Here is a 26,778-nt window from a genome sequence, read left to right on the forward strand (position 1 = left end):
ACCTGAGGGAGGGCAAGGTCACAGCCGTGCCCCCTGCAGCTCAGGTGTGGTTGCGGCCTAGCATCCGAGCATGACTGTCCTGCCTGACGACGGGCTCTCGCTGGCCTCCGAGTTCCCTGACGCTACTCATGAGCAGTGGCAACACCTGGTCGAGGGCGTTCTGCGCAAGTCGGGCCGGGAGTTCTCGGGAGCGGCGGCGGAGGACGCGCTGGCCGTGGAGATCGAGGAAGGGCTGCGGAGCTGGCCGCTGTACACCGCTGACGACGCGTCGCCCGACCCCGGGCTCCCCGGTTTCGCCCCCTTCGTCCGGGGCGGCCGGCCGGAGGGCAATGTGCTCGGCGGCTGGGACGTACGGCAGCGGCACGCGGCGGCCGACGGCGGCGCGGTGCTGGCGGATCTGGAGAACGGGGTCACGTCGCTGTGGCTGGTGGTGGGCGGGCACGGGGTCCCCGTGGCGTCGCTCGACCAGGTCCTCGACGGGGTCTATCTGGATCTGGCGCCGGTCGCCCTCGACGCGGGGGACGGCGTCGAGGCCGCCGCCGGTGAGCTGCTGCGGCTGTACGGGGAGCGCGGCGTCGCCAAGGACGCGGCGCGCGGCAATCTGGGGGGCGACCCGCTGGGGTTCGAGGCCCGTACGGGGGAAGGCTTCGACTTCGCGCCCGTCGCCTCCCTCGCGCGGCTGTGCGCCGCGGAGTATCCGGGGCTGCGGGCGGTGACCGTGGACGCGCTGCCGTACCACGAGGCCGGCGGGTCGGCGGCGCAGGAGCTGGGGAGTTCGCTGGCGACCGGCGTCGCCTATCTGCGGGAGCTGACCGCGGCGGGGCTGACGGTCGGACAGGCCGTCGGGCAGCTGGAGTTCCGGTACGCGGCCACCGCCGACCAGTTCCTGACGATCGCCAAGCTGCGGGCGGCGCGCCGGCTGTGGGCGCGGGTCGCGGAGGTGTGCGGGGCCGAGGGCCGGCAGGTGCAGCACGCGGTGACCTCGCCGGTCATGATGGCCCGCCGCGACCCGTGGGTGAACATGCTGCGTACGACGGTCGCGACGCTGGCGGCCGGGGTGGGCGGCGCGGACGCCGTCACCGTGCTGCCCTTCGACCACGCCCTCGGGCTGCCGGACGCGTTCGCCCGCCGTATCGCCCGTAACACCTCGACGATCCTGGTGGAGGAGTCGCACCTGTCGCGGGTGATCGACCCGGCGGGCGGCTCCTGGTACGTGGAGCGGCTCACCGACGAACTGGCCGCCGCCGCTTGGGAGTTCTTCCAGCGTATCGAGGGGCTGGGCGGGCAGGCCGCGGCCCTGCGCTCCGGGCGGCTGGGCCAGGACCTCGCCGAGACCTGGCGGGCGCGCAGCGCGAAGCTCGCGAAGCGGCGCGAGCCGATCACGGGGGTCAGCGAGTTCCCGAACCTGGCCGAGCGGCCCGTGGAGCGCGAGCCCGCGCCGGCGCCGCCGTCCGGCGGGCTGCCGCGCGTGCGGCGCGACGAGGCGTTCGAGGCGTTGCGCGCCCGCTCCGACCGGCATCTCGCGGCGACCGGGGCCCGGCCGCGGATCTTCCTGGCCGCCCTCGGGCCCGCCGCGGCCCACACCGCCCGTCTCGCCTTCGCCTCCAACCTGTTCCAGGCGGGCGGCATCGAGCCCGTGGACCAGGGGTCGTTCGAGGACAGCGGCGCCGCCGAGGTCTGCCTGTGCTCCAGTGACGCGCTGTACGAGGAGCAGGCCGCCGAGGCCGCCGGGGCGCTCCGGGAGGCGGGCGCCCGGCATGTGTTCCTCGCGGGCCGGTCCGGGCAGTACCCCGGTGTCGACGCCTGTGTCTTCGCCGGCTGCGACGCCGTCGCCGTGCTCTCCGCCACCCTCGACCGCATGGGAGTGTCCTGATGGCAACGATGGGAATCCCGGACTTCTCCGGGATCGGCCTCGGGACGCCGGAGCCCGGCGGCGACGGGCCCGGCGGGGGCGCCGAGGAGTGGGGCGACGCCGTCAAGAAGGCCGCCGCCGGGGACGATCTGCGCTGGGAGACCCCGGAGGGCATCTCGGTCAAACCGCTCTACACCGGGCGGGACGTGGAGGGCCTGGACTTCCTCGGCACCTATCCGGGCGTCGCGCCGTATCTGCGCGGCCCGTACCCGACGATGTACGTCAACCAGCCCTGGACGATCCGTCAGTACGCGGGCTTCTCCACGGCCGAGGAGTCCAACGCCTTCTACCGCCGCAACCTGGCGGCCGGTCAGAAGGGGCTTTCGGTCGCCTTCGACCTGCCCACCCACCGGGGCTACGACAGCGACCACCCGCGGGTGACCGGTGACGTCGGCATGGCGGGCGTGGCGATCGACTCGATCTACGACATGCGGCAGCTCTTCGACGGGATCCCGCTCGACCGGATGACCGTGTCGATGACGATGAACGGCGCCGTGCTGCCCGTGCTCGCGCTCTACGTCGTGGCGGCGGAGGAGCAGGGCGTGCCGCCGGAGAAGCTGGCGGGGACCATCCAGAACGACATCCTCAAGGAGTTCATGGTCCGCAACACGTACATCTATCCGCCCAAGCCGTCGATGCGGATCATCTCCGACATCTTCGCGTACACCTCGCAGCGGATGCCGCGCTACAACTCCATCTCGATCTCCGGCTACCACATCCAGGAGGCCGGGGCCACGGCCGATCTGGAGCTGGCGTACACGCTGGCCGACGGGGTGGAGTACATCCGGGCCGGGCGGGCCGCGGGGATGGACGTGGACGCGTTCGCGCCCCGGCTGTCCTTCTTCTGGGCGATCGGCATGAACTTCTTCATGGAGATCGCCAAGATGCGCGCCGCGCGTCTGCTGTGGGCCAAGCTGGTGCGGCAGTTCGACCCGAAGAACGCCAAGTCCCTGTCGCTGCGCACCCATTCGCAGACCTCGGGCTGGTCGCTGACGGCGCAGGACGTGTTCAACAACGTGACGCGCACGTGCGTGGAGGCGATGGCGGCGACGCAGGGCCACACGCAGTCCCTGCACACCAACGCCCTCGACGAGGCGCTGGCCCTGCCCACCGACTTCTCGGCGCGCATCGCCCGCAACACCCAGCTGCTGATCCAGCAGGAGTCGGGCACGACGCGGACGATCGACCCGTGGGGCGGCAGCGCGTACGTGGAGCGGCTGACGTACGACCTGGCGCGCCGGGCGTGGCAGCACATCCAGGAGGTGGAGGCGGCGGGCGGCATGGCGCAGGCCATCGACGCCGGCATCCCGAAGCTGCGCGTGGAGGAGGCCGCGGCGCGCACCCAGGCCCGCATCGACTCGGGACGGCAGCCGGTCATCGGCGTGAACAAGTACCGCGTCGAGACGGACGAGCAGATCGACGTCCTGAAGGTCGACAACTCCTCCGTGCGCGCCCAGCAGATCGACAAGCTCCGCAGGCTGCGCGCCGAGCGCGACGAGAGCGCCTGCCAGGACGCGCTGCACGCGCTGACCCGCGCCGCCGAGGGCTCCGGCAACCTGCTGGAGCTGGCCATCGACGCGGCCCGCGCGAAGGCGACCGTCGGGGAGATCTCCGACGCCCTGGAGAAGGTGTACGGGCGGCACGCGAGCCAGATCCGTACGATCTCCGGTGTGTACCGCAACGAAGCCGGCGAGTCCCCGTCCATCGAGCGCACCCGCGCGCTGGTGGCCTCCTTCGAGGAGGCCGAGGGCCGCCGCCCCCGCATGCTGGTCGCCAAGATGGGCCAGGACGGCCACGACCGCGGCCAGAAGGTGATCGCCACCGCCTTCGCCGACCTCGGCTTCGACGTGGACGTCGGCCCGCTGTTCCAGACGCCGGGCGAGGTGGCCCGGCAGGCCGTCGAGGCGGACGTGCACATCGTCGGGGTGTCCTCGCTGGCCGCCGGCCATCTCACGCTCGTGCCGGCGCTGCGCGAGCAGCTCGCGGAGGAGGGGCGCGAGGACATCATGGTCGTGGTCGGCGGGGTGATTCCGCCGCAGGACGTGGCCACGCTCCTGGAGATGGGCGCGGCGGCGGTCTTCCCGCCCGGCACGGTCATCCCGGACGCCGCGTACGACCTGGTGCGGCGGCTCGCCGCCGGTCTCGGCCACGGCGAGCTGGGCGCCGCCGCGCAGGAGGGCGCCGAGGCGGGCGGCGCCGAGACCGGCCGGGGCCGCTGAATCCGATGGCGATCGACCTGGACGCCTATGTGAAGGGCGTGCTCGACGGGAAGCGGGCGATGGTGGCGCGGGCCATCACGCTCGTCGAGTCCACCCGCGCCGACCACCGGGCGCTGGCGCAGGAGCTGCTGACCGAGCTGCTGCCGCACAGCGGCCGGGCGCGGCGGATCGGTGTCAGCGGGGTGCCGGGGGTGGGCAAATCGACGTTCATCGACGCGTTCGGCACCCGGCTCACCGCGCTCGGCCACCGGGTGGCGGTGCTCGCCGTCGATCCGTCGTCGAGCCGTACCGGCGGGTCGATCCTGGGCGACAAGACGCGCATGGAGCGCCTGGCCGTGGACCCGGCGGCGTTCGTGCGGCCCTCCCCCACGGCCGGGACGCTCGGCGGGGTCGCCAAGGCGACCCGCGAGTCGATCGTGGTGATGGAGGCGGCCGGCTACGACGTGGTGCTGGTGGAGACCGTCGGCGTCGGCCAGTCCGAGACCGCCGTCGCGAACATGGTGGACTCCTTCCTGCTGCTGACCCTCGCCCGCACCGGCGACCAGTTGCAGGGCATCAAGAAGGGGGTCCTGGAGCTGGCGGACGTCATCGCCGTGAACAAGGCGGACGGGCCGCACGAGCGCGATGCGCGGGGCGCGGCGCGGGAGCTGGCGGGCGCGCTGCGGCTGATGCACTCCGCCGACGCCGCGTGGACGCCGCCGGTGCTCAGTTGCAGCGCCCGCGAGTCGACGGGCCTGGACACGGTATGGGAGCGCCTCGAACACCACCGTGAGCTCCTCGACTCCACCGGCCGCCTGGCCGCCAAGCGCCGCGCTCAGCAGGTGGACTGGACGTGGACGATGGTCCGCGACGAGCTGTTGAACCGGCTGCACTCCGACCCGGCCGTACGGGCGCTGGCACCCAGTCTCGAACGGCGGGTCCAGGACGGCGAGTTGACCGCCACGCTCGCCGCCGAGCGCATTCTCGACGCCTTCGGCACCGGCTGATCAGCGCGCGGCGCGGGGGTGGGGGCCCGGCCCGGCGCACCGGGCGGCGGACGTCCTGCGGCGGCGGCTGGCGGACCGCCACCGCGTCACGGTCGTACGGGCGGCGCCCGGCGGGCGGCCGGCTGGCCGTCGACCCCGGCCGGCGGACGTACGTCCCCTGCCCGGTGGAGACGTCGAGGGGCCGACGGCCGCCCGCGTCTCAGGATCCGCCGCCCTCCCTGATGGCCTTGACGATTCCGGAGAAGTCCTGGTCCGCTCCGGCCCCCTCGGCGTAGGCGGCGTACAACTCCGCCGCCCGCAGGCCGAGTTCGGCATTGACTCCGCCCGCCCTGACGGCGTTGGCCGCCAGGCCCAGGTCCTTGGCCATCAGCGGGGCGGCGAAGCCGGGCCGGTAGTCGTGATCGGCCGGGCTGCCCGGTACGGGCCCCGGGACCGGGCAGTTGACGGACAGGGCCCAGCACTGGCCGGACGCGGTGGAGGCGACGTCGTAGAGGGCCTGGTGGGACAGGCCCAGGCTCTCGCCGAGCACGAACGCCTCGCTCACCGCGATCATCGATATGCCGAGGATCATGTTGTTGCAGATCTTCGCGGCCTGCCCGGCGCCCGGCCCGCCGCAGTGCACCGCCTTCTTCCCCATGACCGCGAGGAGCGGTTCGGCCTCGGCGAACTCGGCTTCGCCGCCGCCGGCCATGAAGGTGAGAGTGCCGGCCTCCGCGCCGACCACTCCCCCGGAGACGGGGGCGTCCAGGGAGCGCGCCCCGGCGGCGGACGCGGCCTCGTGGGCGGCGCGCGCGTCGGCCACATCGATGGTGGAGCAGTCGATGAACAGCGTGTTCGGCCGGGCGGCGGCCAGCAGGCCCTCCTCCTGGTAGAGGCCGAGGACGTGCCGCCCCGCGGGCAGCATGGTGATCACCACGTCCGCGGTCGCCGCGGCGTCCGCCGCCGACGCGACCGTCTCCACGCCGGTTCCGGCGGCCGCCGTGAGCAGGCCGGGCATCAGGTCGTAGCCGAGGACCCGGTGGCCGGCCTTGGCGAGGTTCGCGGCCATGGGGCCGCCCATGTGGCCGAGGCCGATGAAGCCGATCGTGTGCTTGCCGTTCACCACGGCACCTCCTGCGGGGTTGCGGTCAGGTGGAGTTCGCCGCCGGCGCGCGGGGCGAAGTAGCGGGCCACGTCGGCGTCGGTGACGTCGGCGAGGGCGGCGGGCGCCCAGCGCGGGCTGCGGTCCTTGTCGATGACCTGCGCCCGGATGCCCTCCAGCAGGTCGTGCGAGGCGAGCGCGGCGCAGGAGATCCGGTACTCCTGCTCCAGTACGCACTCCAGCGGGCCGAGGCGGGGCGCGCGGCGCAGGGCCGCGAGCGTGACCTTCAGGGCGGTGGGCGACTTGGTCGCCAGGGCGTCGGCGGCCTCCGCGGCGGCGCGCGCCCCGTGGCCGCGCAGCCGGGCGGTGATCTCCTCCATGGTGCCGGCGGCGTAACAGGCGTCGATCCAGGCGCGGTGGCCTGTCAGTTCGCCGGGCGGCGGCTGCCGTACGTACGACTGGAGGGCGTCCCACACCGGCCGGGCGGCGAGGTCGTCGAGCAGCCGGGGCACCTCGTCGTGCGGGACGAAGTGGTCGGCGAGGCCGCAGAGCAGGGCGTCCTCCGCGCCGACCTGCGCGCCGGTGAGCGCCAGGTGGGTGCCGAGCTCGCCTTCGGTGAGGGCGAGCAGGTAGGTGCCGCCCACGTCGGGGACGAAGCCGATGCCGGTCTCCGGCATGGCGATCCGGGAGCGTTCGGTGACGATGCGGACGCTGCCGTGGGCGGAGACGCCGACGCCGCCGCCCATGACGATGCCGTCCATCACGGCGACGTACGGCTTGGGGTAGCGGGCGATGCGGGCGTTGAGCCGGTACTCGTCCCGCCAGAAGGCGGCGGAGGCCGTGCCGCCGGTGCGGGCGTCCTCGTGGATGGAGCGGATGTCGCCGCCCGCGCACAGGCCGCGCTCCCCCGCGCCGGTGATGACCACGGTCTGCACGGCCGGGTCGTTCGCCCAGCCGGTGAGCGCCTCGTCGACGCGCCGGACCATGGCGTGGGTGAGGGCGTTGAGGGCGCGGGGCCGGTTGAGGGTGAGGTAGGCGGCGCGGCCCTCGGTGCGCAGGAGTACGGGCTCGTCAGCGTCCGTCATCGGAACGCCTCCGTCAGGCCGCGGGCCACGATGACGCGCATGATCTCGTTGGTTCCTTCCAGGATCTGGTGGACGCGGAGATCGCGGACGATCTTCTCGATGCCGTATTCGGTCAGATAGCCGTAGCCGCCGTGGAGTTGGAGGGCGCGGTCGGCGACGGAGTAGCCGGTGTCGGTGGCGAAGCGCTTGGCCATCGCGCACAGCTGCGGCGCCGCGGGGTCGCCGCGGTCCAGGGCCTGGGCCGCCTGGTGGACGAGGGCGCGGGCGGCGGTGAGTTCGGTCGCCATGTCGGCGAGGCGGAACTGGAGGGCCTGCGCGTCGAGCAGCCGGGCGCCGAACGCCTGGCGGTCGGCGAGGTGGGCGAGGCTCTTGTTGAGGGCGCTGCGGGCGCCGCCGAGGGAGCAGGCGGCGATGCCGAGCCGGCCGCCGTCGAGGCCGCTCATGGCGATGCGGAAGCCGTCGCCCGCGCGGCCCAGCAGCCGGTCGGCGGGGATCCGGACGCCGTCCAGGACGACTTGGCGGGTGGGCTGGGCGTTCCAGCCCATCTTCTTCTCATCGGGTCCGAAGGAGAGGCCGGGGTCGTCCCGTTCGACGACGAAGGCGGAGATGCCGCGGGGACCGTCCCCGTCGGTGCGGGCCATGACGATGTAGACCTGGGCGGCGCCCGCACCGGAGATGAACTGCTTCACTCCGTCGAGCACATAGCCGTCGCCGTCGCGGACCGCCCGGGTGCGCAGGGCCGCGGCGTCCGATCCGGCCCCCGGTTCGGTGAGGCAGTAGCTGCCGAGGTCCTCCATGGCGCAGAGGCGGGGCAGCCACCGCGCGCGCTGCTCCGCGTCGCCGTAGCGGTCGATCATCCAGGCGACCATGTTGTGGATGGAGACGTAGCCCGCGATGGACGGGCAGCCGGAGGCGAGGGCTTCGAGGACGAGGACGCCGTCGGCCCGGGTCAGGCCGCTGCCGCCCGCGTCCTCGCGTACGTACACGCCGCCGAGCCCGAGTCCGGCCGCCTTGCGCAGCACGTCGAGGGGGAAGTGCTTGTCCTGGTCCCACTGGACGGCGCGGGGCGCCAGGTGGTCTTCGGCGAAGTCCAGGGTGGCTTCGACGAGGGCCTGTTGGTCTTCGGTGAGCAGGGTCGCGGTCATGGCGCTCATCCCATGGTGGGGAGGGTGAAGCTCGCGCCTTCCTTGGCGCCCGAGGGCCAGCGCGAGGTGACGGTCTTGGTGCGGGTGTAGAAGCGGATGGCGTCGGGGCCGTGCTGGTTGAGGTCGCCGAAGCCGGACCGCTTCCAGCCGCCGAAGGTGTGGTAGGCGACGGGGACCGGGATGGGCACGTTGACGCCGATCATGCCGGTGTCCACGCGGCGGCTGAAGTCGCGGGCGGTGTCGCCGTCCCTGGTGAAGAGGGAGACGCCGTTGCCGTACGGGTGCTCGCTGGGCAGGCGGAGGGCTTCCTCGTAGTCGGCGGCGCGTACGACGCACAGGACGGGGCCGAAGATCTCCTCGCGGTAGATCCGCATCCGCGGGGTGACCCGGTCGAAGAGGGACGCGCCCGCGAAGAACCCGTTCTCGTGGCCGGGGAGGGTGAAGCCGCGGCCGTCGGCGACGAGTTCGGCGCCCTCGTTCACGCCGATGTCGACATAGCGGCGGACCCGGTCGAGCGCGTCGCGGCTCACCAGCGGCCCGAAGTCGGCCTCCGGGTCGTCGCTGCGGCCGATGCGCAGCGTGCCGACACGTTCCTTGAGGGCCGCGACCAGCCGGTCGGCCGTCTCCTCGCCGACGGGCACGGCCACCGAGATCGCCATGCACCGCTCGCCCGCGGATCCGTATCCGGCGCCGATGAGCGCGTCGACGGCCTGGTCGAGGTCGGCGTCCGGCATCACGATCATGTGGTTCTTGGCGCCGCCGAAGCACTGGGCGCGCTTGCCGTGGGCGGCGGCGGTGGCGTAGATGTGCGCGGCGACCGGGGTGGAGCCGACGAAGCCGAGCGCGCCGACCCGCGGGTCCTCCAGGAGGGTGTCGACGGCTTCCTTGCCGCCGTTGACGACGTTCAGGACGCCGGGCGGCAGGCCCGCCTCCAGGAACAGTTCGGCCAGCCGCAGCGGTACGGACGGGTCGCGCTCGGAGGGCTTGAGGATGAACGCGTTTCCGCAGGCCAGGGCGGGCGCGGCCTTCCACAGGGGGATCATCGCGGGGAAGTTGAAGGGGGTGATGCCGGCGGTCACGCCGATCGGGGCGCGCAGCGAGTGGACGTCGATGCCGGTGCCGGCGTTGTCCGTGAACTCGCCCTTGAGGAGATGCGGAATGCCGGCGGCGAACTCGACGACCTCCAGGCCGCGCTGGATGTCGCCGTGCGCGTCGGCCACGGTCTTGCCGTGCTCGGCCGACAGCAGCCGGGCCAGGGAGTCGCGCTCGCCCTCGACGAGCTGGAGGAAGCGCAGCAGGACGCGGGCGCGGCGCTGCGGGTTCCACTCGCCCCACTCCTGCTGCGCGGTGACCGCGTCGGCGATGGCCGTCTCGGTGTCGGCGCGGCCCGCGAGGGGGACGCGGGCCTGGACCGTACCGGTGTTGGGGTCGTACACGTCGCCGTGGAGGCCGGACGTGCCGGCGGTGTGCTCGCCGCCGATGAAGTGCGTGAGTTCGCGGACCATGGGTGCCTGCTCTCGTCAGGGGAGATCCGGGGACGGCGCGGCGGGCGGGCGGCGGGCGCACGGGTGGGTGCGCCGCCGCCGCGGGCCGCGGGACAGTGAGCATCGGGCCGCCGGACGGACGTCGGGGCCGCCGGGGCGCGAGGGTCTACGAGCGCGGGGTGGGTCGGGTGCGCTCCGCCGGATCACCAGGGTCGTGGGTACGGACCGGTGCCATGCGTGTCTGCTCCATCCTCGTGGACAACACGGAACATCCCGCGGCCGGTATCCTGACTCCCGGATCCCCGCGCGCCGCCCGTCTTCCCGGCAGACCTCGCCAGTGACGTGTGGATGGCGGCGCACTCCCCGGTCACAGTGGCGGGACCGTGTCGGATTCGCACCGGCTTCCCTGCACCGCGGACCTTGTGCCCCGAAGATATAGTTGGACGTCCTAGTAAGTCCACCCCCTCCGACGGCCGGCTCCCGACGCGCCCCGTGTCCCACATCACCTTCCGGGATGTGAACAGCGGTGCCCGGACAACCCCCTGACCTCTAGGCTGACCCTTGCAGCTGGTTCGCCCTGCCCGCCAGGCAGGCGCGTCGCAAGAGGGAACCCGGTGGGAATCCGGGACTGCCCCGCAGCGGTGAGCGGGAACGACCGCCGTCATACGCACTGGATCCGGCCACGGGTCCGGGAAGCGACGGCCAGTAGGAATCTGCCCCGGCAGATGTGCCCGCGAGTCCGAAGACCTGCCCGTTGCCCGTACGCGACCGATCGCGTACGGAAATCCCGGTGACCTCGTGGGCGGGTCGGCGTGCGTATCAGGCGGGACACCGCGCCGCTGACGCGCGTACGCCCGCCCGGTCCGTCACCCTTCGCGTCCGCGTCCCGCCGCCGGGATTCTCAAGGAGTCATCTCGCGAAGGAGATTTCCGTGACAGCGAAGTCCGCAGCCGCGGCAGCACGGGCCACCGTGTACGGCTATCCCCGCCAGGGCGCGAACCGCGAACTGAAGAAGGCCGTCGAGGGCTACTGGAAGGGCCGCGTCACCGCCGACGCGCTCCGGGAGACCGCCGCGGACCTGCGCCGCGCGAACTGGCGGCAGTTGGCCGACGCCGGCGTCCACGAGGTGCCGACCGGCGACTTCTCGTACTACGACCACGTCCTGGACACCAGCGTCATGGTCGGCGCCGTCCCCGCCCGGCACCGCGCCGCCGTCGACGCCGACCCGCTCGACGGCTACTTCGCCATGGCGCGCGGCAACCAGGACGTGGCGCCCCTTGAGATGACCAAGTGGTTCGACACCAACTACCACTACCTGGTGCCGGAGCTGGGTCCGGACACGGTCTTCGCCGCCGACTCCGCCAAGCAGGCCGCCGAGCTGACGGAGGCCCGCGCCCTCGGCCACACCCCGCGCCCCGTCCTCGTCGGCCCCGTCACGTATCTCCTGCTGGCCAAGCCCGCCCCCGGCGTCGCCGCCGGCTTCGAACCGCTCACCCTCCTCGACCGGCTGCTCCCCGTGTACGCGGAGATCCTCGCCGACCTGCGCGCGGCGGGTGCCGAGTGGGTGCAGCTGGACGAGCCCGCCCTCGTCCAGGACCGCACCCCGGCCGAACTGAACGCCGCCGCCCGCGCCTACCGCGACCTGGGCGCCCTCGCCGAACGGCCGAAGCTCCTCGTCGCCTCCTACTTCGACCGGCTCGGCGACGCGCTGCCCGTCCTCGCCAAGGCCCCGGTGGACGGCCTCGCGCTCGACCTCACCGAGGCCGCCGCCGCCAACCTGGACGACCTCGCCGCCGTCGGCGGGCTGCCCGGCAAGCGCCTGGTCGCGGGCGTCGTCAACGGCCGCAACATCTGGATCAACGACTTCGAGAAGTCCCTGTCCACCCTCGCCACCCTGCTCGGCCTCGCCGACCGCGTGGACGTGGCCGCCTCCTGCTCGCTCCTGCACGTGCCGATCGACGCGGCGGCCGAGCGCGACATCGACCCGCAGATCCTGCGCTGGCTGTCCTTCGCCCGGCAGAAGACGGCGGAGATCGTCACGCTCGCCCGCGGCCTCGCGCGCGGCACGGACACGATCGCCACCGAGATCGCCGCCAACCGGGCCGACCTGGCGTCCCGCGCCAACTCCCCGATCACGCGGGATCCGGCGGTGCGGGCCCGCGCCGCCGCCGTCACCGACGCGGACGGCCGCCGCTCGGCCCCGTACGAGCGGCGCGCCGCCGCCCAGCGCGCCCGCCTCGGGCTGCCGCTGCTGCCGACCACCACGATCGGATCGTTCCCGCAGACCGGCGAGTTGCGCGCCGCCCGCGCCGATCTGCGCGCGGGCCGCCTCGACACCGCCGGTTACGAGGAGCGCATCCGGAACGAGATCCGCGAGGTCCTCGCCTTCCAGGAGCGGGCGGGCATCGACGTCCTGGTGCACGGCGAGCCCGAACGCAACGACATGGTGCAGTACTTCGCCGAGCAGCTGACCGGCTACCTCGCCACCCAGCACGGCTGGGTGCAGTCGTACGGCACCCGCTATGTGCGCCCGCCGGTCCTCGCGGGCGACATCTCGCGCCCGGAGCCGATGACGGTGCGCTGGACCTCGTACGCGAACTCGCTCACCGACCGGCCCGTCAAGGGCATGCTCACGGGCCCGGTGACGATGCTCGCGTGGTCCTTCGTCCGCGACGACCAGCCGCTCGGCGACACCGCCCGGCAGGTGGCGCTCGCCCTGCGCGACGAGGTCGAGGACCTGGAGGCGGCGGGCACGTCGGTCATCCAGGTCGACGAGCCGGCGCTGCGCGAGACGCTCCCGCTGCGCGCCGCCGACCGCCCCGGCTATCTGGCCTGGGCCACCGAGTCCTTCCGCCTCACCACCGGCGGCGTGCGCCCGGCCACGCAGATCCATACGCACATGTGCTACGCCGAGTTCGGCGACATCGTGCAGGCCATCGACGACCTCGACGCCGACGTCATCAGCCTGGAGGCGGCCCGCTCCCATATGCAGGTCGCCCGCGAACTGGCCGCGCACGGCTACCCGCGCGAGGCCGGCCCCGGCGTCTACGACATCCACTCCCCGCGCGTCCCCTCCGTCGAGGAGGCTGCCGCCCTGCTGCGCAAGGGGCTGAAGGCCATCCCCGCCCAGCGCCTGTGGGTCAACCCCGACTGCGGCCTGAAGACCCGCGGCTGGCCCGAGACGCGCGCCTCGCTGGAGAACCTGGTCGCCGCCGCCCGCACGGTACGGGCGGAGCTTCCCGAGTCCTGACGCGGTGACGCGTCCGCGCCCGTCACCAGTGCCCCGGCGCACTGGTGACGGGCGCGGCCCTGGCACAACTCGCGCCGGAAAATGGCCATTTGTCCGTTAAAACGGACCGAGGATCGATCACTCTTACCACTTCAGGCGCTATATTCTCGCGATCGATGGACGGCTCGTCGCCGTCACGTCTCAGCAGCTTGAAGGAGTGCCTTCTTGAACACTCACCTTCGACACGCCGCCCGCCCCCGGAGAGTACTGGCGCTGTTGGCGGCGCTGTGCGCGCTCGTCGGCGCGACCGCGCTCGGCACGGGCCCGGCGTCGGCGGCCGACCAACGGCAGGCGATCTACGCCATCGCGCACCGGGTCGACACCCTGGGCGGCGTGGACGCCGCGATCGCCCACGGCGCCAACGCCATCGAGATCGACACCTGCGCCTGGTGGAATCCGAACGAATGGCGCGCGTGGCACGACTGCTCCTCGGCCGGCGACAACCGGTACGGCCCCACCTTCGACAGCATGGTCGACCGCATCCTCTCGCACGCCAAGGCGGGGCGCCGGCTGTCGCTGGTCTGGCTGGACATCAAGGACCCGAACTACTGCGGGGAGCAGCCGAACCGCACGTGCAGCGTCGCCGGGCTGCGCGACAAGGCGCAGCGGCTGACGGCCGCCGGCATCCAGGTGCTCTACGGCTTCTACGAGTACCACGGCGGCAGCACCCCGGACGTCGGCGGCCGGGGCTGGAAGAGCCTGGAGGGCAGGCTCGGCCCGCTGGAGGGCATCACGACAACCGGGTCCCGCGACAAGGTCACGGCCGCCTTCAACCAGTCCGGTTCCGGTTTCCCGAAGGGCCGCCGGGTGATGGACTACGGCGACACCGACATCACCAACGGCTTCGGCAACTGCACGGAGGCCACCTGGAACACGTGCGCGGAGCTGAAGAAGGGCGCCGCGGACCGCGCCGCCGGGCAGCTCGCGGCGACGCTGTCCTGGACGACCACCTACAACGACCCGTGGTACGTCGACAAACTGCTGGGCGACGCGCGGGTGGACGGCATCATCGCGGGCTACGGCGCCTTCACCGGAGTGCGCGACTACGACAACAGCTGGCAGTGCGCCAACTCCATCGGCCTCATCCGCGACTGGGTCGGCCGGCACAGCGGCACCCACCGCATGGCCGACAGCGGTGACCGCATGTTCCATTGACCGCATGTTCCACTGACCGCGTATGCCATGAGCGTCACCGGGCCGGAGCGCACCGCTCCGGCCCTTCACCGCTCCGGACCTTCACCCCTCCGGACCGGTGCGCGGGTCTACGCGCCGCGCGCGAGGTACGCCGTGACGGCCTCCCGGTCCGGCTGGCTCTCCCTGGCGCCGGGGCCCGTGCAGGACAGGCCCGCGGCGACGGAGGCGAAGGCCGCGGCGGCGGCCGGTTCCGCGCCGCGGTCCAGTTCGGCGAGGTAGCAGCCGACGAAGCAGTCGCCCGCCCCGGTGGCGTCGCGGACCCGCACCTCGATGGCGGCTCCGTCCCGCGTGCCGCCGTCCGGCGTGTGCAGCCGCCAGCCGCGGGCGCCGTCGGTGACCAGGAGATGCGTGCCGTTCGACACGGCGACCGCGCCGAGGTCCGGGCCGAGGAGCCGTTCGGCCTGCGCGCGTCCGATGATCGCGTGTTCCGCCGCCGACAGGGCGGCCCGCGCCGCCTCGGCGCTCTCGCAGCCGTCCAGGTCGACGACCGTGCGGACGCCCGTCGCGCCGTCCAGGAGGGCCGCCGCCCAGGGGAAGCGGTAGCCGTCGAGGTAGAGCCACCCGCCGCCGGCCTCGGCGCACCGCCGCACCACTTCCGCCACGTGGCGTCCGGTGAGTTCGTCGTCCTCGCTGATGACGGAGCGCTCGCCGTCCGGGGTGACGAGGATGACGGCGGTGGTGAGGCGGCCCCCGCGGGAGGTCCACGCCACGTCCACGCCCTCGGCGCCGAGGCCGTCCAGGAAGGCGGTGCTCAGCGCGTCGGGCCCGACGACCCCGGCGAACCGGGAGTCGGCGCCCATCCGCGCCGCCGCGGCCGCCGCGTTCGCGCCCATCCCGCCGTCGTGGCGCTCGATGCCGAGCGCCTGCACCCGGTCGCCCGCGCCGGGGAGGGCGGGCACGTTCACGGTGAGGTCGCTGTTGCCGTACCCACAGAAGACGATCATGAAAAAGGGCACCCCATTCGCTGTGGAACTGCCGCGCGGCAGCCCGTCGGGCCGCGGGGGCCGGCCGCCGCGCGGGCGGGCCGGGACAGCGCGGGACCAGGCAGCGACGTGCGGTCCTGAAACACCCGGCCGCCGACGGATCAAGGCCGCCCGGGGGCCGGTCGCCCGGCGGTCGCGCCGCCTCTGAGCAGCGGATCCGGGCCGTGGTGATGCACCGTAAGCGCGCTCCGGCGAGAACGTCAACGGGGTACGGGGAGCAACGCTGGGCGATCACCGATGCACACAAAGTCAATGGAGCGGACCCGTTGACCAAACGTCATGACGTTCGGATACTTTCGGCATGGCTTGGGATGACGAAGACCTGGTGGACGGCCCGGTACCGAAGTGGCATCAGATCGCCGAACTGCTGCGGTCGGCCATCGCCGACGGCGAGTTCACCGCCGGTGACGCGCTGCCGTCCGAAACGCTGCTGACCCGGCGCTTCGGCATCAGCCGGACCACCGCCCGCAGCGCTCTGAACGAGCTGGAGGGCGACCAACTGGTGAGCCGGCGGTCCGGAAAGGGCACGATCGTGCTGCCGCCCAAGGTCGAACAGCCGCTCAACCTGCTGGCCTCGTTCTCGGACGACATGCGGGCCCGCGGCCTGGCGCCGGGCTACCGGCTGGTCGCCGTCTCCGTGCTGCCCGCTCCGGCGCAGGTCGCCAAGGAGCTGGGGCTGACCGAGGGCGACGACGCGGTCTGCGTGGACCGGGTGCTGCTCGCCGACGACGAGCCCATCGCCTCCAGCGTCTCGTGGCTGTCGCCGCGGGCCGTCGACCCCGCGACGCCGCCGCCCGAGGCGGCGCTGCGGGACTCCTCCCTCTACGAGTGGATCGAGCGCACCACCGGTACGCGCATCAGCTCGGGCGAGGAGTACATCGAGGGCGGCGTCGCCGACGCGCAGCTCGCGCAGCGGCTGGCCGTCGCCAAGGGCGCTCCGATCCTGATCGCGCGCCGCCGCTCGCTCTCCGCGACCGCCGTCCCCCTGGAGTACGTGGTGATCACATACCGGGCCGACAGATACCGCTTCCGAATCGAGCTCACTCGCCCATGAACACAGCCTCACCTCCGAACAGCGCAATCCCCCCGGACAGGACCGCGGTCTTCGTCGGGGACACCGTCTTCGACACCACGCTCCGGGTGGGCTCCCTGCCCGCCGCCGACGAGAAGGTGGTCAGCGACTACCTCACCGACTCGGTTGGGGGCGTGGTGACCAACGCGGCCGTCGCCTGCTCCCTCACCGGGACGCCGACGGCGCTGGTCAGCTCCGTGGGAACGGACGCGGCCGGCCGGGAGTGCGCCGAGCAGGCGCGCGGCCTCGGCGTGGACTTCCGGCCCGAGGTGGTGCCGGGCCCCTCCAGCCGGGCCGTCATCACCATCGCCGAGGACGGCGAGAAGCACCTCATCCTCGTGCCCGGCGTCCGCATGTACCCCTCCGAGGCCGTCTGCCGGGAGCTCTCCCTGGCCGGCGCGGGCTGGCTGCACACCGCGGTCTACGACCCCGCCGCGGCGCGAGCCGTCATCGCCCGGTGCGCCGAGAGCGGCGTCCCCTGGTCGATCGACCTGGAGCCGGCGACGTTCCCCGACGGCATCGAGACGCTCGCGGACCATATCGACGGCGCGGCCACGGTGTTCTGCAACACGCACGCCGCGCGGGCCATCGGGCCCGACGCGATCAAGGTGCTCTTCGGTCTCGGCGCCCGCTCGGTGGTGTTCACCGACGGCTCGCACGGCGCCCGCTGGTGCACGCCGGGCGCGGCGGAGGTCACCGTCCCCGTCGCCCCCGGTGCGGCCCCCGTGGTCGACACGACGGGCGCGGGCGACTGCCTCGCCGGGTCGTTCGTCGGCATGATGCTCGACTCCGGCGACCCGCTCGACGCGCTGCGCTACGCGGTGGCGGCGGCCTCCCACAGCTGCTCCGGGTTCGGCGGCCACCTCTCGTACGCCACGCGGGCCGAGCTGACGGAGAGGAGGAGCGCATGACGCTGCTGAGTGAGGAGACGGACGTCTTCGAGGCGGCTCCGGGACAGCGGTGCGCCGTCCTGTTCCTGGCCCGACTGCGCGCCCCGTTCGTCGACAACCCCGACAGCGCCCTGCGGCCGGTCATGGAGCGGCTCGACGCCCTGAAGGCCGAGGGCTGGCGGCTCTCCGTCGACCGCATCCTGGCGGGCGAGGAGACCGGGCACGAGACGGCGGACGCCCCCACCGTGTACGCCACCGGGTTCTCCCACGACGTCGACTTCGTCGGCATGTTCGAGGCCCCCACCCCGTCGGCCGCGCTGCGCGGGACGCTCGCCCTCGAAGAGGCGGGCTGGTCGCGTGCGCTGCGCACCGAATGGCTGCTCGGGCCGCGGGAGTTCCTGCCGGTCGTCGGCCCCGCGTCCCGGCCCGAGGACGACTGGGCGTTCTTCGCGCTCTGGAAGTGGAACAGCGCCTGGCAGGCCGCCTCCGCCCAGCAGCGGCGCGAGTACGACCTGGAGTGCGACGTCGCGTTCTCCGCGGACGTGGCGGCCGGGGCCGCCATCGCCGGCCGGCACCGCCTCGACGGCGCGAGCGAGTGGGACCACGTCGGGGTGTGGCGGGTGCCGGGCGTCGCCATGGTGCAGACGGCGATGCGGGAGCACACCCGCGTGGCGGACTTCAAGTTCACCACGTCCCGCCACTACATCGGCCGCCGTACGCGGCTCGAGGACGCCTTGCAGAGGACATGACATGAGCGACACGAACGACACTCTCTGGCTGCACTACTCCCTCCCCCGCACCACGTGGTTCGAGCTCGAACCCGACGTCCGGGCCCGGCACGAGGCGGCGTTCCAGAAGGAGCGCGACGCCTCCGAGCGGCTGGGCGGACGACGGGTCGGCGCGTACCACGTCCGGGGGCAGAGCGACTTCTCCGAGGTGGAGATCTGGTTCTTCCCCACCCCCGAGCAGGCCTTCGATCACTGGTCCCGGCTGGTCACCGCCGGATACACCAGCTGCTTCGAATTCTCGAACCAGGTGGGACTGGCCGGCCCGGCCATCGGGTCCGCACCTGGCGCAATGGAAAGGACATCATGAACAACCCCGTCGACAGCACCGCAGGCGAGCGAACGGTAGGCGTCTTCCCGCCCAAGGAGTCGGCGCTGACCTCGATCTTCGGCACCGAGCGCGTCGTCATCGGCGTCGTGCACTGCCCGCCGCTCCCCGGCAGCCCGCACTACCGCGGCGAGTCCATCGCGGACATCGTCAAGTTCGCCGTGGAGGAGGCGAAGGCGTACCAGCAGGGCGGCGTCCACGGCCTGATCGTGGAGAACGCCTGGGACCTGCCCTTCCCCAAGCCGGAGGACCAGGGCTTCGAGACCGCGGCCAACCTGGCCGTGATCGGCGACCACGTGCGCGAAAAGGCCGGCCTGCCGGTCGGCGTGAACGTCCTGGCCAACGGCGCGCACTGCTCGATAGCCACCGCCCAGGCCGCCCAGTCGTCCTTCGTCCGCGTCAACCAGTGGGCGAACGCCTACGTGGCCAACGAGGGCTTCATCGAGGGGCTGGCCCCCGCCGCCACCCGGTACCGGGCGACGCTCCGCGCCGAGCAGCTCAAGGTGTTCGCGGACGTGCACGTCAAGCACGGTTCGCACTCCATCATCGCCGACCGGAGCCTGGCCGAGCAGACGGAGGACAACGAGTTCTTCGACGCGGACGTGCTCATCGCGACCGGTGGCCGCACCGGCGACGAGGCCGCGGAGAGCGAGGTCCGGGGCATCATGGACGCCACCTCGCTGCCGGTGATCATCGGCTCGGGCATGACCGAGAACAACGCCGAGCGGCTGCTGTCCCTGTGCCACGGCGCCATCGTGGCCTCCTCCCTGAAGGAGAACGGCCGCTGGTGGGGCCGGGTCGACCAGGCGAAGGTCCGGGAGTTCACCCGGCACGCCGAGCGCGCGGGCTACCAACTGCCGTGATCAGCGGCACGATCGACAGCTGAAAGACCGCTGGTGGGCCGTACGGAACCACCGCCCTCCCCGACCGCCCACGAGGCCCGGCACGGGGACGGCCCACCAGCCCCGCCGGCGGCCGCGCCGCGGCCGCCGGCCGCCAACAGAACGACAGGGTTCTCATCGGCGGCGATGACTCCCTTCCGGCCGTGACAGCACCGGCCGGGGAACCGCGCCGACGCGGCGGGCCGCCTCCGGCCCGGCCGCCGGACCCCTCTCCCACACCGGCGATGTCCGGCAGCGACAGCGGAGGTACCCCCTTATGCAAGCGCGGCACACACATGCGCGGTCGGCGCCGCCCGGCCCCCTCAGCGCGGCCCTCAAGGAGCGGAACGCGGACGTATGGGACCGGGCGCGGGCCATGCGGTTCGTCCGCGAGGTCACCGACGACACCATCGGCGACACCGTCTTCGCGCGGTATCTGCTGTTCGAGCGGGAGTTCGTGGACACCGCCGCCCGGCTGGCGGGCGCGGCCGTCCGCGAGGCGCCCAGCGCGGAGGCGCTCGCCGGACACGCCCGTACGCTGCACGCTCTCGTGACGGATCAGTACGACTACTTCACCCGGGCGCTGGAGACCACCGGCGTCCCGGAGGTCGGCCCGCGCGCCCAGGAGCAGGCGTCGGTCCTCACCGAGGAAGTCCTCGACGCGGCCGACGCGCTCGGCTACCCGGCCATCGTGACGTGCATGTACGCGGCGGAGTCGCTGTACGAGAACTGGTGCGGCGCGGCCGTCCGCTCGCCCTCCGCGCGCGCCGAGGTCGCGGACTGGGTGCACCTGCACACCGTCGAGCCCTTCACCACGCAGGTGCGTTTCCTGGAGGCCGAGATCGACGCGCTGGAGATCCTGCCCGAGACCGCGTCTGACCTGGTCACGGTCTTCGGGAAGGTCCTCGCCGCGGAGATCCGCTTCCACGACGCCGCCTATGTCGAGTAGCGGCCGCGACACCCCGCTGCCCGACCCGACCAACTTGACCTGGCCTGACTGCCCGACTGATGACAGCCACCGCTACTGATCGCTCGTAGAAACACGGAAGGTGGAGCGATGCCGGACGCAAGCGAACACAGCAACATCCTCGACAGGATCGGCATTCCGCGAAGTCTGGCAGCGGGGTATCTGGCTCTGGCGTTCTTCATGATCGGCGACGGCGTCGAACAGGGCTACCTGTCCGCGTTCCTCAACGATCAGGGCTTCCCCTCCCATCAGGTGGCGCTGATGTTCACGCTCTACGGCGTGACCGCCGGGGTGTCCGCGTGGATGGCCGCCGCCCTCTCCGACGTCTTCGGCCCGCGCCGCCTGATGGCGGTCGGCGTCGCGGTGTGGGTGGTCTTCCACGTCCTGTTCGTCACGTTCGGGGTGACGCAGCACTCCGCGTTGATGCTGCTCGTCTGCTACGGGCTGCGGGGCTTCGGGTATCCGCTGTTCGCGTACGGGTTCCTCATGTGGATCGTGCGGACGGCGCACCCGGAGAAACTGGGCGTGGCCGTGGGCTGGTTCTGGTTCGCCTACATCGCCGGCTTCTCCACGCTGAGCCCGCTGATCGCCAAGGAGTCCATCGCCGTCATCGGTCCGCTGCCCACGCTGTGGGCGGCCCTGCTGGTGATCGCGATCGGCGCGGCCATAGGGATGCGGGTCCGCGCACCCGGCGGGAACCGCCCGATCGAACGCCCGGAGGAGAACCCGCTGCGCGGCCTGGTCAAGGGCGTCTCCGTGCTCTGGCAGGAGCCGCGGGTGGCCGTGGCGGGGATGGTCCGGGTCATCAACGGCGTCTCGCAGTTCGGCTTCCCGGTCTTCCTGCCGGTCTACTTCACCAAGACCCTCGGGTTCGCGCTGGGCGACTGGCTCACCATCTACTCCGTGATGTACCTGGTGAACCTGGGCTTCAACCTGCTCGCCGGCTACTGGAGCGACAAGTACGGGGTCACGCCCGTGCTCCGCTGGATGGGCTGTGTGGGGTGCGCCGTCACCACCGTCGCCTTCTACTACGTCCCGACCGCCACGCACAGCTTCTGGCTGTCCCTGCTCATCGGCAGCCTGTTCTGCGCCTGCCTGGCCGGGTTCTCCCCGATGTCCGCCCTGATGCCGCAGATCGCCCCGCGCCGTACGGGCGCGGCCATGGCCGGGCTGAACCTCGGCGCGGGCCTCGGCACGGCGGCCGGCCCGGCGCTGGTCGGCCTCTGCCTGACGCCGATCGGCGTGGAGGGCACCATGTGGGTGTTCGGCGCGTGCTACATCATCGGCGCCCTGCTCACGGTGTTCCTCAACAGGACCACGCCGCAGGATCCGTCCCCGGCCGAGGTCGCGGGCCCGCGCCCCGCCGAGGTCGGCTGACGCCCCGGCCGCGGTACGGCCCGTAGACGCCGCGGCGATCGCCCTGTACGAGCCCGTACGGCGGCGGCCCGAGCCCGATGCGCCCCCGGCCCCCATGGCTTGCGACCGTTCGAGCACCTCGGCATATCCTGGCACTGTCACACTAAGTAACCCATATGGTCACCGGCACCACGTCGGCGCCGGCGCCGATCGCAGCGCCCGAGGAGACCCGCATGAAGATGCTCATCAACGTTCCCGAGACCGTGGTGGAGGACGCGCTGCGGGGCATGGCCGCCGCCCATCCGGACCTCACCGTGGACGTCGAGAAGCGGGTGATCGTACGGCGGGACGCGCCGGTGGCGGGGAAGGTCGCGCTGGTCTCCGGCGGCGGGTCCGGGCACGAGCCGCTGCACGGCGGGTACGTCGGCCCCGGCATGCTGGACGCGGCGTGTCCCGGCGAGGTCTTCACCTCGCCGGTGCCGGATCAGATGGTGCGGGCCGCGGCGGCGGTGGACAGCGGCGCGGGCGTGCTGTTCATCGTGAAGAACTACACGGGCGACGTCCTCAACTTCAACATGGCCGCCGAGCTCGCCGAGGACGAGGGCATCCAGGTGGCCAGCGTGCTGGTCAACGACGATGTCGCGGTGACCGACAGCCTCTTCACGGCGGGGCGGCGCGGCACCGGCGCCACGCTGTTCGTGGAGAAGATCGCCGGGGCCGCCGCCGAGGAGGGCGCTCCGCTGGAGCGCGTGGAGGCGATCGCCCGCCGCGTCAACGAGTCCTCGCGCAGCTTCGGCGTGGCGCTGAGCCCCTGTTCGACCCCGTCGAAGGGCGGCCCCACCTTCGATCTGCCGGAGGGCGAGCTGGAGCTCGGCATCGGCATCCACGGCGAGCCGGGCCGGGAGCGGCGCGCCATGATGACCTCGCACGAGATCGCCGACTTCGCGGTCGACGCGGTGCTCTCCGACCTCGCGCCCACCGGGCCGGTCCTGGTGCTGGTCAACGGCATGGGCGCGACGCCGCTGCTGGAGCTGTACGGCTTCAGCGCCGAGGTGCAGCGGGTGCTCGGCGAGCGCGGCGTCGTCGCGGCCCGCACTCTCGTCGGCAATTACGTGACCGCTCTCGACATGGCCGGCGCCTCGGTGACGATCTGCCAGGCCGACGAGGAGATGCTGCGCCTGTGGGACGCGCCGGTGCAGACGGCGGGACTGCGCTGGGGCCGCTGAGCCGTACGGGCCGCTGAGCCCCGAGGGCTCCGGAAGGCGGGCGGTCTGCCGCGGCCGGGGTGCGGGCCGGTCCGCGGCGGAGTGGCCGGGGCCGCCGCCGGCAGGCGTCAGTCCCGGTACGGGCGGGACTGGTACAGCCGCGTGTGGTAGCGGCCCTCAGTCTCCAGGCCGGTCGGGTCGCCGCCCGCCAGCCGCACCTGTTCGAGGGCGCCGAGCTGCTCCGCCCGGTCGCTGAACAGCCGCTGCGGGTAGGTGCGCGAGAGGTCCTGCCTGGTCGCGAGCCCGTGCCCGGCGAGGCTGGAGGCGATGGGCCCGTAGGCGACGGTGCGCAGCACGAAGGCGCTCACCCACAGCGGGGTGCGCGCGCAGTCCAGCAGGGCGTCGATGGTGCGGTGGGTGATGTAGCCGATGCCGCCGGTGACCGTGATCAGTCCGGTGCGGGCGACGGCGCCGGCGAGCGCGGTGCTCGGCGGTACGCGCTCCAGGTTCTCCGCGTACGCCTGGTCGAGGAGGCCCACCGCGAGGGCGTACCGGACGGCGTTCTCGGCGGTGTCGAGTCCGATGGCGGGCGTGGCGTCGGCGCGCCGCCGCGCGGCGTAGAACGCCTTGTCGCGCTCGACGAGCTCGGCCGTCGTCAGCGCCTCGGCCTCGGGGCCGGTGTAGTGCGCGTACAGGTCGCCGAGGGTGAGGTCGTGGTTGAGGAGTGCGGCGTTGATGCCGTACGAGCAGCACAGGTCGAGGACGGTCACGGGGCCGCCGGCGGCCGCGGCGCGCTCGGCGCGGGTGCGGCGGAAGACCTCCTGGGCGTGGTGGGGGATCTCGTAGTCCAGTGGGGCGAGGCGACGGAAGTACGCGCGGGGGTCCGGGGCGTCGTAGATGTCGTCGAACCGAGTCTTCCCCGAAGCGGCGCTGATCCTGCCTGCGGTCATGGACGTACCTCCCGGATGTGGGGTGGGCTGTCGAGCATGAACGTCTATCGGATGGGCGCGCGGGGCCGATAGCGGGCAGGTCCCGAACCGGCCACGGGCCCGGACGGCGTGCGCGGAAATCCGGCGCGCTCCGTTTGCCCGGGGCAGGTGCGCGGGGCGCTTGGCCCGCGCCCGACCTCGCGTTACCTCCTCGGCGGCGGTCCGGCGGCGGACGGCCGCGGGTCCGTGCGGCGCGGTGGGCGGCGACTCGCAAACTGGCCAGATGCACGGCCATTCGCACCGTCGGTCCGCGCCGGACGGCGGGTCCGGGCGGACGCGCCGGGAGAATCGCGCCGGACGCCGCCCGGCTCCGCCGAATGCGGCTTTCCCGCCCAACGGTCGAATTCCCGACACTGTTTGCGTTCTGCACCGACCGGTACGACTCCGCGATTTCGGGTGGTCGACCGTTTTCCGGTGAGCGCATTCTTCACGGAAAAGTCAGCGGCGAGCGGCGAGTTGTGAGCGGAAGGCGGAGCATTCTCCGGTGCCGGCCTCGCGTCCCCCGCTCCACCGCGCTGACCTGCATTGGTCTGCACCACTGAGCCGTGCCGCGCCCCCGGCTCCAAGGTCGAATGATGAAGAACGTGCCCACATTCCAGGTGAATTCGTTCCCCCGCACCGCTGTCGCGGACCTGCCCGGAGAACCCCGGCCGCCTTTCGTTAGTGTGACGTTAGCGGTTCGCCAACGGCTTGCCGAAGGATGAACCCGTACCACCGAAAGCACAGTACGACCGGACAACTCGGGGGAACCTCATGTCGCTCGCCGCCAACACAATCCGCCGCACGCGCCGCGTCGCAGCGGCGTCGCTGATCGCCGTCGCCGCGCTCTCGCTCACCGCCTGCCAGGACGACGGGAAGGGCAACGCCGCGCCCCCCGCCGGCACGTCCGCCGCCACTGGGAGCAGCGGTTCGGGGTCCGGCGGGAGCGAAGGCACCGGCAAGGGGCCGTCGGGCGGCTCCGGTTCCTCCGGCAGCGCGGGCGGCGACAAGCAGGGGGCGGGCTCCGGCCAGGGCTCGCACGCCGGCGCGGGCGTCAACGGCGGCGTGGTCGGCAGCGGCGAGGACGGCAAGGGCGTGGACGGCACCTGGGTCGGCGTCCTCAAGTACCTCGCGCCGGGAAAGCTGACCGTGACCCCGGAGGACGGCATGGAGCAGGCGTTCTCCGTCAGGAGCGACACCAAGGTGCTCGGGGCGGCGGCGATCTGCGCGTCCAACGGCAACGTCACCGTGGACGGCACCGGATACGGCACGTCGAAGTGCACCGGCGCCCAGTTGGAGAAGGCGGCCAAGATGGGGTCCCTGACGGTGCGGGTCACGCTGCAGAGCGGCGTCGCCACCAAGGTCGTCGAGAAGTACCACCCCTGACCTCGGCCGCACCGCCGGTGCTCCGGTGCGCCGGATCTCCTCGGGCGGCGCGACGGGCCGCGGGGCCTGACCAACCCCGCGGCCTCTCGCGTCGCCCGGGGCGTCCTCGGCCTCTTGCGCCCGCGGTGAACTCGCCTGCCGCGCACCGCCGGACGCGATTACGTTCACCCCCATGATCCGACGTGTCGCAGTCCTGTCCGATATCCACGGCGTCCTCCCCGCGCTGGAGGCGGTGCTCGCCGAGCCCGACGTCCGGGCCGCCGACAGGATCGTCCTCACCGGCGACATAGCCGCCGGTCCGCTCCCGGTCCAGACCCTGGACCTGCTCGACTCGCTGGGCGAACGGGCCCTGTGGATCAGCGGCAACGCGGACCGCGAACTGGTCCAGGACGAGCCGTCCCCCGACCCCGTCAGCGCCTGGGCCGCCGGCCGGCTCCGCCCCGAGCAGACCGCCCGGCTCGCCGCCCTCCCCGCCGGCGCCGAGCTGGAGATCGAGGGCCTCGGCCGCGTCCTGTTCTGCCACGCGACGCCGCGCGACGACGAGGAGATCGTCCTCGTCGACTCCCGCGCCGCCCGCTGGGCCGAGGTCATGGCCGCCGTCGACGAGGGCGTCGGCACGGTCGTCTGCGGGCACACCCACATGCCGTACGCCCGGATCGCGCACGGCCGGATGGTCGTCAACCCCGGCAGCGTCGGCATGCCGTACGGGCGTCCCGGCGCCCACTGGGCCCTCCTGGGGCCCGGCGTCGAGCTGCGCCGCACCCCGTACGACTACGCGGCGGCCTGCGCCCGTATCGCCGCCGAGTCCGCCTTCCCCGGCGCCGCCGAGTGGGCCGACGCCTACGTCAACGCCCGCGCCTCGGCGGAGGAGGCGATCGGCGTGTTCGGCCCCCTCGACGGACGGGGCGCCTGAGCGAACCGCGCCCGACGGCCACCCGGCGGCCTCGGACCCGCGTGTACGCTGCACGATTCATGTCCGTCGTGGGACGTCGACGGGGAGTGAGGAGTGCGGGCGGCGGCCGGGCACGAGGGCCCTGGCGTCATGGAGTGCGGGCGAAGTATCCGGCCAGGCCGCGCAGTCCGACGGTGAAGACGTCGTCCCGGAAGAGCGCGACCAGGCGCTCGGCGTCGCGGGCGTCGCAGTCGAACCCGACGGACCACATGACGAAGGACTCGCCCGTGGTGGTGAGCGGCGAGACCTGGATCGTCGACCGGTAGGCGCGGATGGCGAAGGGGCTCTCGATGATCTCGTAGGTGATCGCGCGCCGCTGGTCGTCGATCGAGAGCAGCGTCTCGACGACGGTGCTCCCGTCGCCGAGCCGTAGGGTGCGTACGCTCCCGACGCGATCGTGGGCGTCGCCGTCGCCCAGGGCGCTGTGCGCGATGGCGGGGTGCCAGTCGGGCAGGCCGTCGAAGTTCCTGACCACCCGCCAGACCGAGGGGGCGTCCGCCGGGATGACGGCGCTGGCGCAAGTTTCGGGCATCAGCCTGCCTTCGCTGTGTGTGCGGTCGTTCGCCGCGTGGTCCGCTGATCCGTGCGGACGCCCATGATGGCAGGACCG

General features: G+C 72.9%; 22 protein-coding genes, 1 pseudogene and 2 riboswitches. Of the genes and pseudogenes, 16 read left to right on the forward strand and 7 right to left on the reverse strand.

The window, feature by feature from the left end:
- Positions 1-70: 70 nt before the first annotated feature.
- The 4 genes and pseudogenes from AB0I49_RS10415 to AB0I49_RS10430 form a co-directional block, all read left to right on the forward strand.
- A complete protein-coding gene (locus AB0I49_RS10415; protein ID WP_363226456.1) occupies positions 71-1,873 on the forward strand; it encodes a methylmalonyl-CoA mutase family protein in 1,803 nt (600 codons plus the stop codon).
- A gap of 8 nt (positions 1,874-1,881) precedes the next feature.
- Positions 1,882-4,131 carry a methylmalonyl-CoA mutase gene (gene scpA / locus AB0I49_RS10420; RefSeq protein WP_363226707.1) on the forward strand — a complete coding sequence of 750 codons (2,250 nt, stop codon included), beginning with the start codon at positions 1,882-1,884 and terminating at the stop codon, positions 4,129-4,131.
- A gap of 5 nt (positions 4,132-4,136) precedes the next feature.
- A complete protein-coding gene (gene meaB / locus AB0I49_RS10425) occupies positions 4,137-5,117 on the forward strand; it encodes a methylmalonyl Co-A mutase-associated GTPase MeaB (protein WP_363226457.1) in 981 nt (326 codons plus the stop codon).
- An 83-nt stretch (positions 5,118-5,200) separates the two neighbouring features.
- Positions 5,201-5,392: pseudogene (locus AB0I49_RS10430) on the forward strand (hypothetical protein); the annotation flags it as partial.
- Here the strand turns inward: AB0I49_RS10430 and mmsB are convergent.
- The 4 genes from mmsB to AB0I49_RS10450 are packed head-to-tail and all read right to left on the reverse strand — an operon-like array spanning position 5,317 to position 9,933.
- On the reverse strand, positions 5,317-6,222 hold the full coding sequence (gene mmsB, locus AB0I49_RS10435; RefSeq protein WP_363226458.1) for a 3-hydroxyisobutyrate dehydrogenase: 906 nt from the start codon (positions 6,220-6,222) through the stop codon (positions 5,317-5,319). The pseudogene AB0I49_RS10430 and the gene mmsB sit on opposite strands and share 76 nt — an antisense overlap.
- Positions 6,216-7,283 carry an enoyl-CoA hydratase/isomerase family protein gene (locus AB0I49_RS10440; RefSeq protein WP_363226459.1) on the reverse strand — a complete coding sequence of 356 codons (1,068 nt, stop codon included), beginning with the start codon at positions 7,281-7,283 and terminating at the stop codon, positions 6,216-6,218. Before AB0I49_RS10440 ends, mmsB begins: the two co-directional genes overlap by 7 nt.
- Positions 7,280-8,428, reverse strand: coding sequence for an acyl-CoA dehydrogenase family protein (locus tag AB0I49_RS10445; protein ID WP_363226460.1), 1,149 nt, complete (start codon positions 8,426-8,428; stop codon positions 7,280-7,282). The genes AB0I49_RS10440 and AB0I49_RS10445 overlap by 4 nt, the downstream gene beginning before the upstream one ends.
- A gap of 5 nt (positions 8,429-8,433) precedes the next feature.
- Positions 8,434-9,933: a CoA-acylating methylmalonate-semialdehyde dehydrogenase gene (locus AB0I49_RS10450; protein WP_363226461.1), complete on the reverse strand. Its 1,500-nt coding sequence runs from the start codon at positions 9,931-9,933 to the stop codon at positions 8,434-8,436.
- Between the two features lie 238 nt (positions 9,934-10,171).
- A riboswitch (cobalamin riboswitch) is annotated at positions 10,172-10,357 on the reverse strand.
- A gap of 106 nt (positions 10,358-10,463) precedes the next feature.
- A riboswitch (cobalamin riboswitch) is annotated at positions 10,464-10,682 on the forward strand.
- 161 nt (positions 10,683-10,843) lie between these two features.
- Between AB0I49_RS10450 and metE the strand changes: the two genes are divergently transcribed.
- Together metE and AB0I49_RS10460 are read left to right on the forward strand one after the other, a co-directional pair.
- Entirely contained in the window at positions 10,844-13,162 is a 2,319-nt protein-coding gene (gene metE / locus AB0I49_RS10455; RefSeq protein ID WP_363226462.1) for a 5-methyltetrahydropteroyltriglutamate--homocysteine S-methyltransferase, read from the forward strand.
- Between the two features lie 204 nt (positions 13,163-13,366).
- A complete protein-coding gene (locus AB0I49_RS10460) occupies positions 13,367-14,356 on the forward strand; it encodes a phospholipase (protein ID WP_363226463.1) in 990 nt (329 codons plus the stop codon).
- A gap of 107 nt (positions 14,357-14,463) precedes the next feature.
- On the opposite strand, the gene AB0I49_RS10465 is transcribed toward AB0I49_RS10460, so the two are convergent.
- The gene (locus AB0I49_RS10465; protein ID WP_363226464.1) at positions 14,464-15,339 is read right to left on the reverse strand and encodes a carbohydrate kinase family protein; all 876 of its coding nucleotides are present in this window, start codon (positions 15,337-15,339) and stop codon (positions 14,464-14,466) included.
- A gap of 340 nt (positions 15,340-15,679) precedes the next feature.
- On the opposite strand from AB0I49_RS10465, the gene AB0I49_RS10470 reads away from it, so the two are divergent.
- From AB0I49_RS10470 to dhaK, 8 genes are all read left to right on the forward strand, one after another.
- Positions 15,680-16,432: a GntR family transcriptional regulator gene (locus AB0I49_RS10470; RefSeq protein WP_363226465.1), complete on the forward strand. Its 753-nt coding sequence runs from the start codon at positions 15,680-15,682 to the stop codon at positions 16,430-16,432.
- Positions 16,429-17,361, forward strand: a complete 933-nt coding sequence (locus AB0I49_RS10475; RefSeq protein WP_363226467.1) for a carbohydrate kinase family protein — start codon at positions 16,429-16,431, stop codon at positions 17,359-17,361. The genes AB0I49_RS10470 and AB0I49_RS10475 overlap by 4 nt, the downstream gene beginning before the upstream one ends.
- Positions 17,358-18,089, forward strand: a complete 732-nt coding sequence (locus tag AB0I49_RS10480) for a hypothetical protein (RefSeq protein WP_363226468.1) — start codon at positions 17,358-17,360, stop codon at positions 18,087-18,089. The genes AB0I49_RS10475 and AB0I49_RS10480 overlap by 4 nt, the downstream gene beginning before the upstream one ends.
- 1 nt (position 18,090) lies before the next feature.
- Entirely contained in the window at positions 18,091-18,435 is a 345-nt protein-coding gene (locus AB0I49_RS10485) for a hypothetical protein (protein ID WP_363226469.1), read from the forward strand.
- Positions 18,432-19,316 carry a BtpA/SgcQ family protein gene (locus AB0I49_RS10490; RefSeq protein WP_363226470.1) on the forward strand — a complete coding sequence of 295 codons (885 nt, stop codon included), beginning with the start codon at positions 18,432-18,434 and terminating at the stop codon, positions 19,314-19,316. Before AB0I49_RS10485 ends, AB0I49_RS10490 begins: the two co-directional genes overlap by 4 nt.
- A 295-nt stretch (positions 19,317-19,611) precedes the next feature.
- Positions 19,612-20,283: a TenA family protein gene (locus AB0I49_RS10495; RefSeq protein WP_363226471.1), complete on the forward strand. Its 672-nt coding sequence runs from the start codon at positions 19,612-19,614 to the stop codon at positions 20,281-20,283.
- Positions 20,284-20,391: 108 nt separating this feature from the next.
- Entirely contained in the window at positions 20,392-21,678 is a 1,287-nt protein-coding gene (locus AB0I49_RS10500; protein WP_363226472.1) for an MFS transporter, read from the forward strand.
- A gap of 212 nt (positions 21,679-21,890) precedes the next feature.
- On the forward strand, positions 21,891-22,883 hold the full coding sequence (gene dhaK, locus AB0I49_RS10505) for a dihydroxyacetone kinase subunit DhaK (protein ID WP_363226473.1): 993 nt from the start codon (positions 21,891-21,893) through the stop codon (positions 22,881-22,883).
- A gap of 107 nt (positions 22,884-22,990) precedes the next feature.
- Here dhaK and AB0I49_RS10510 read toward each other — a convergent pair whose 3' ends face one another.
- Positions 22,991-23,812, reverse strand: a complete 822-nt coding sequence (locus tag AB0I49_RS10510; protein WP_363226474.1) for a hypothetical protein — start codon at positions 23,810-23,812, stop codon at positions 22,991-22,993.
- A 792-nt stretch (positions 23,813-24,604) separates the two neighbouring features.
- Here AB0I49_RS10510 and AB0I49_RS10515 point away from each other — a divergent pair.
- Together AB0I49_RS10515 and AB0I49_RS10520 are read left to right on the forward strand one after the other, a co-directional pair.
- Positions 24,605-25,216 carry a hypothetical protein gene (locus AB0I49_RS10515; RefSeq protein WP_363226475.1) on the forward strand — a complete coding sequence of 204 codons (612 nt, stop codon included), beginning with the start codon at positions 24,605-24,607 and terminating at the stop codon, positions 25,214-25,216.
- A gap of 172 nt (positions 25,217-25,388) precedes the next feature.
- A complete protein-coding gene (locus AB0I49_RS10520) occupies positions 25,389-26,129 on the forward strand; it encodes a metallophosphoesterase family protein (protein WP_363226476.1) in 741 nt (246 codons plus the stop codon).
- Between the two features lie 127 nt (positions 26,130-26,256).
- Here AB0I49_RS10520 and AB0I49_RS10525 read toward each other — a convergent pair whose 3' ends face one another.
- Positions 26,257-26,700 (reverse strand): SRPBCC family protein, encoded by a 444-nt coding sequence (locus tag AB0I49_RS10525; protein WP_363226477.1) that lies wholly within the window; start codon positions 26,698-26,700, stop codon positions 26,257-26,259.
- Positions 26,701-26,778: the final 78 nt, after the last annotated feature.

The organism is Streptomyces sp. NPDC050617 (assembly GCF_040654795.1).
Classification (GTDB): domain Bacteria; phylum Actinomycetota; class Actinomycetes; order Streptomycetales; family Streptomycetaceae; genus Streptomyces.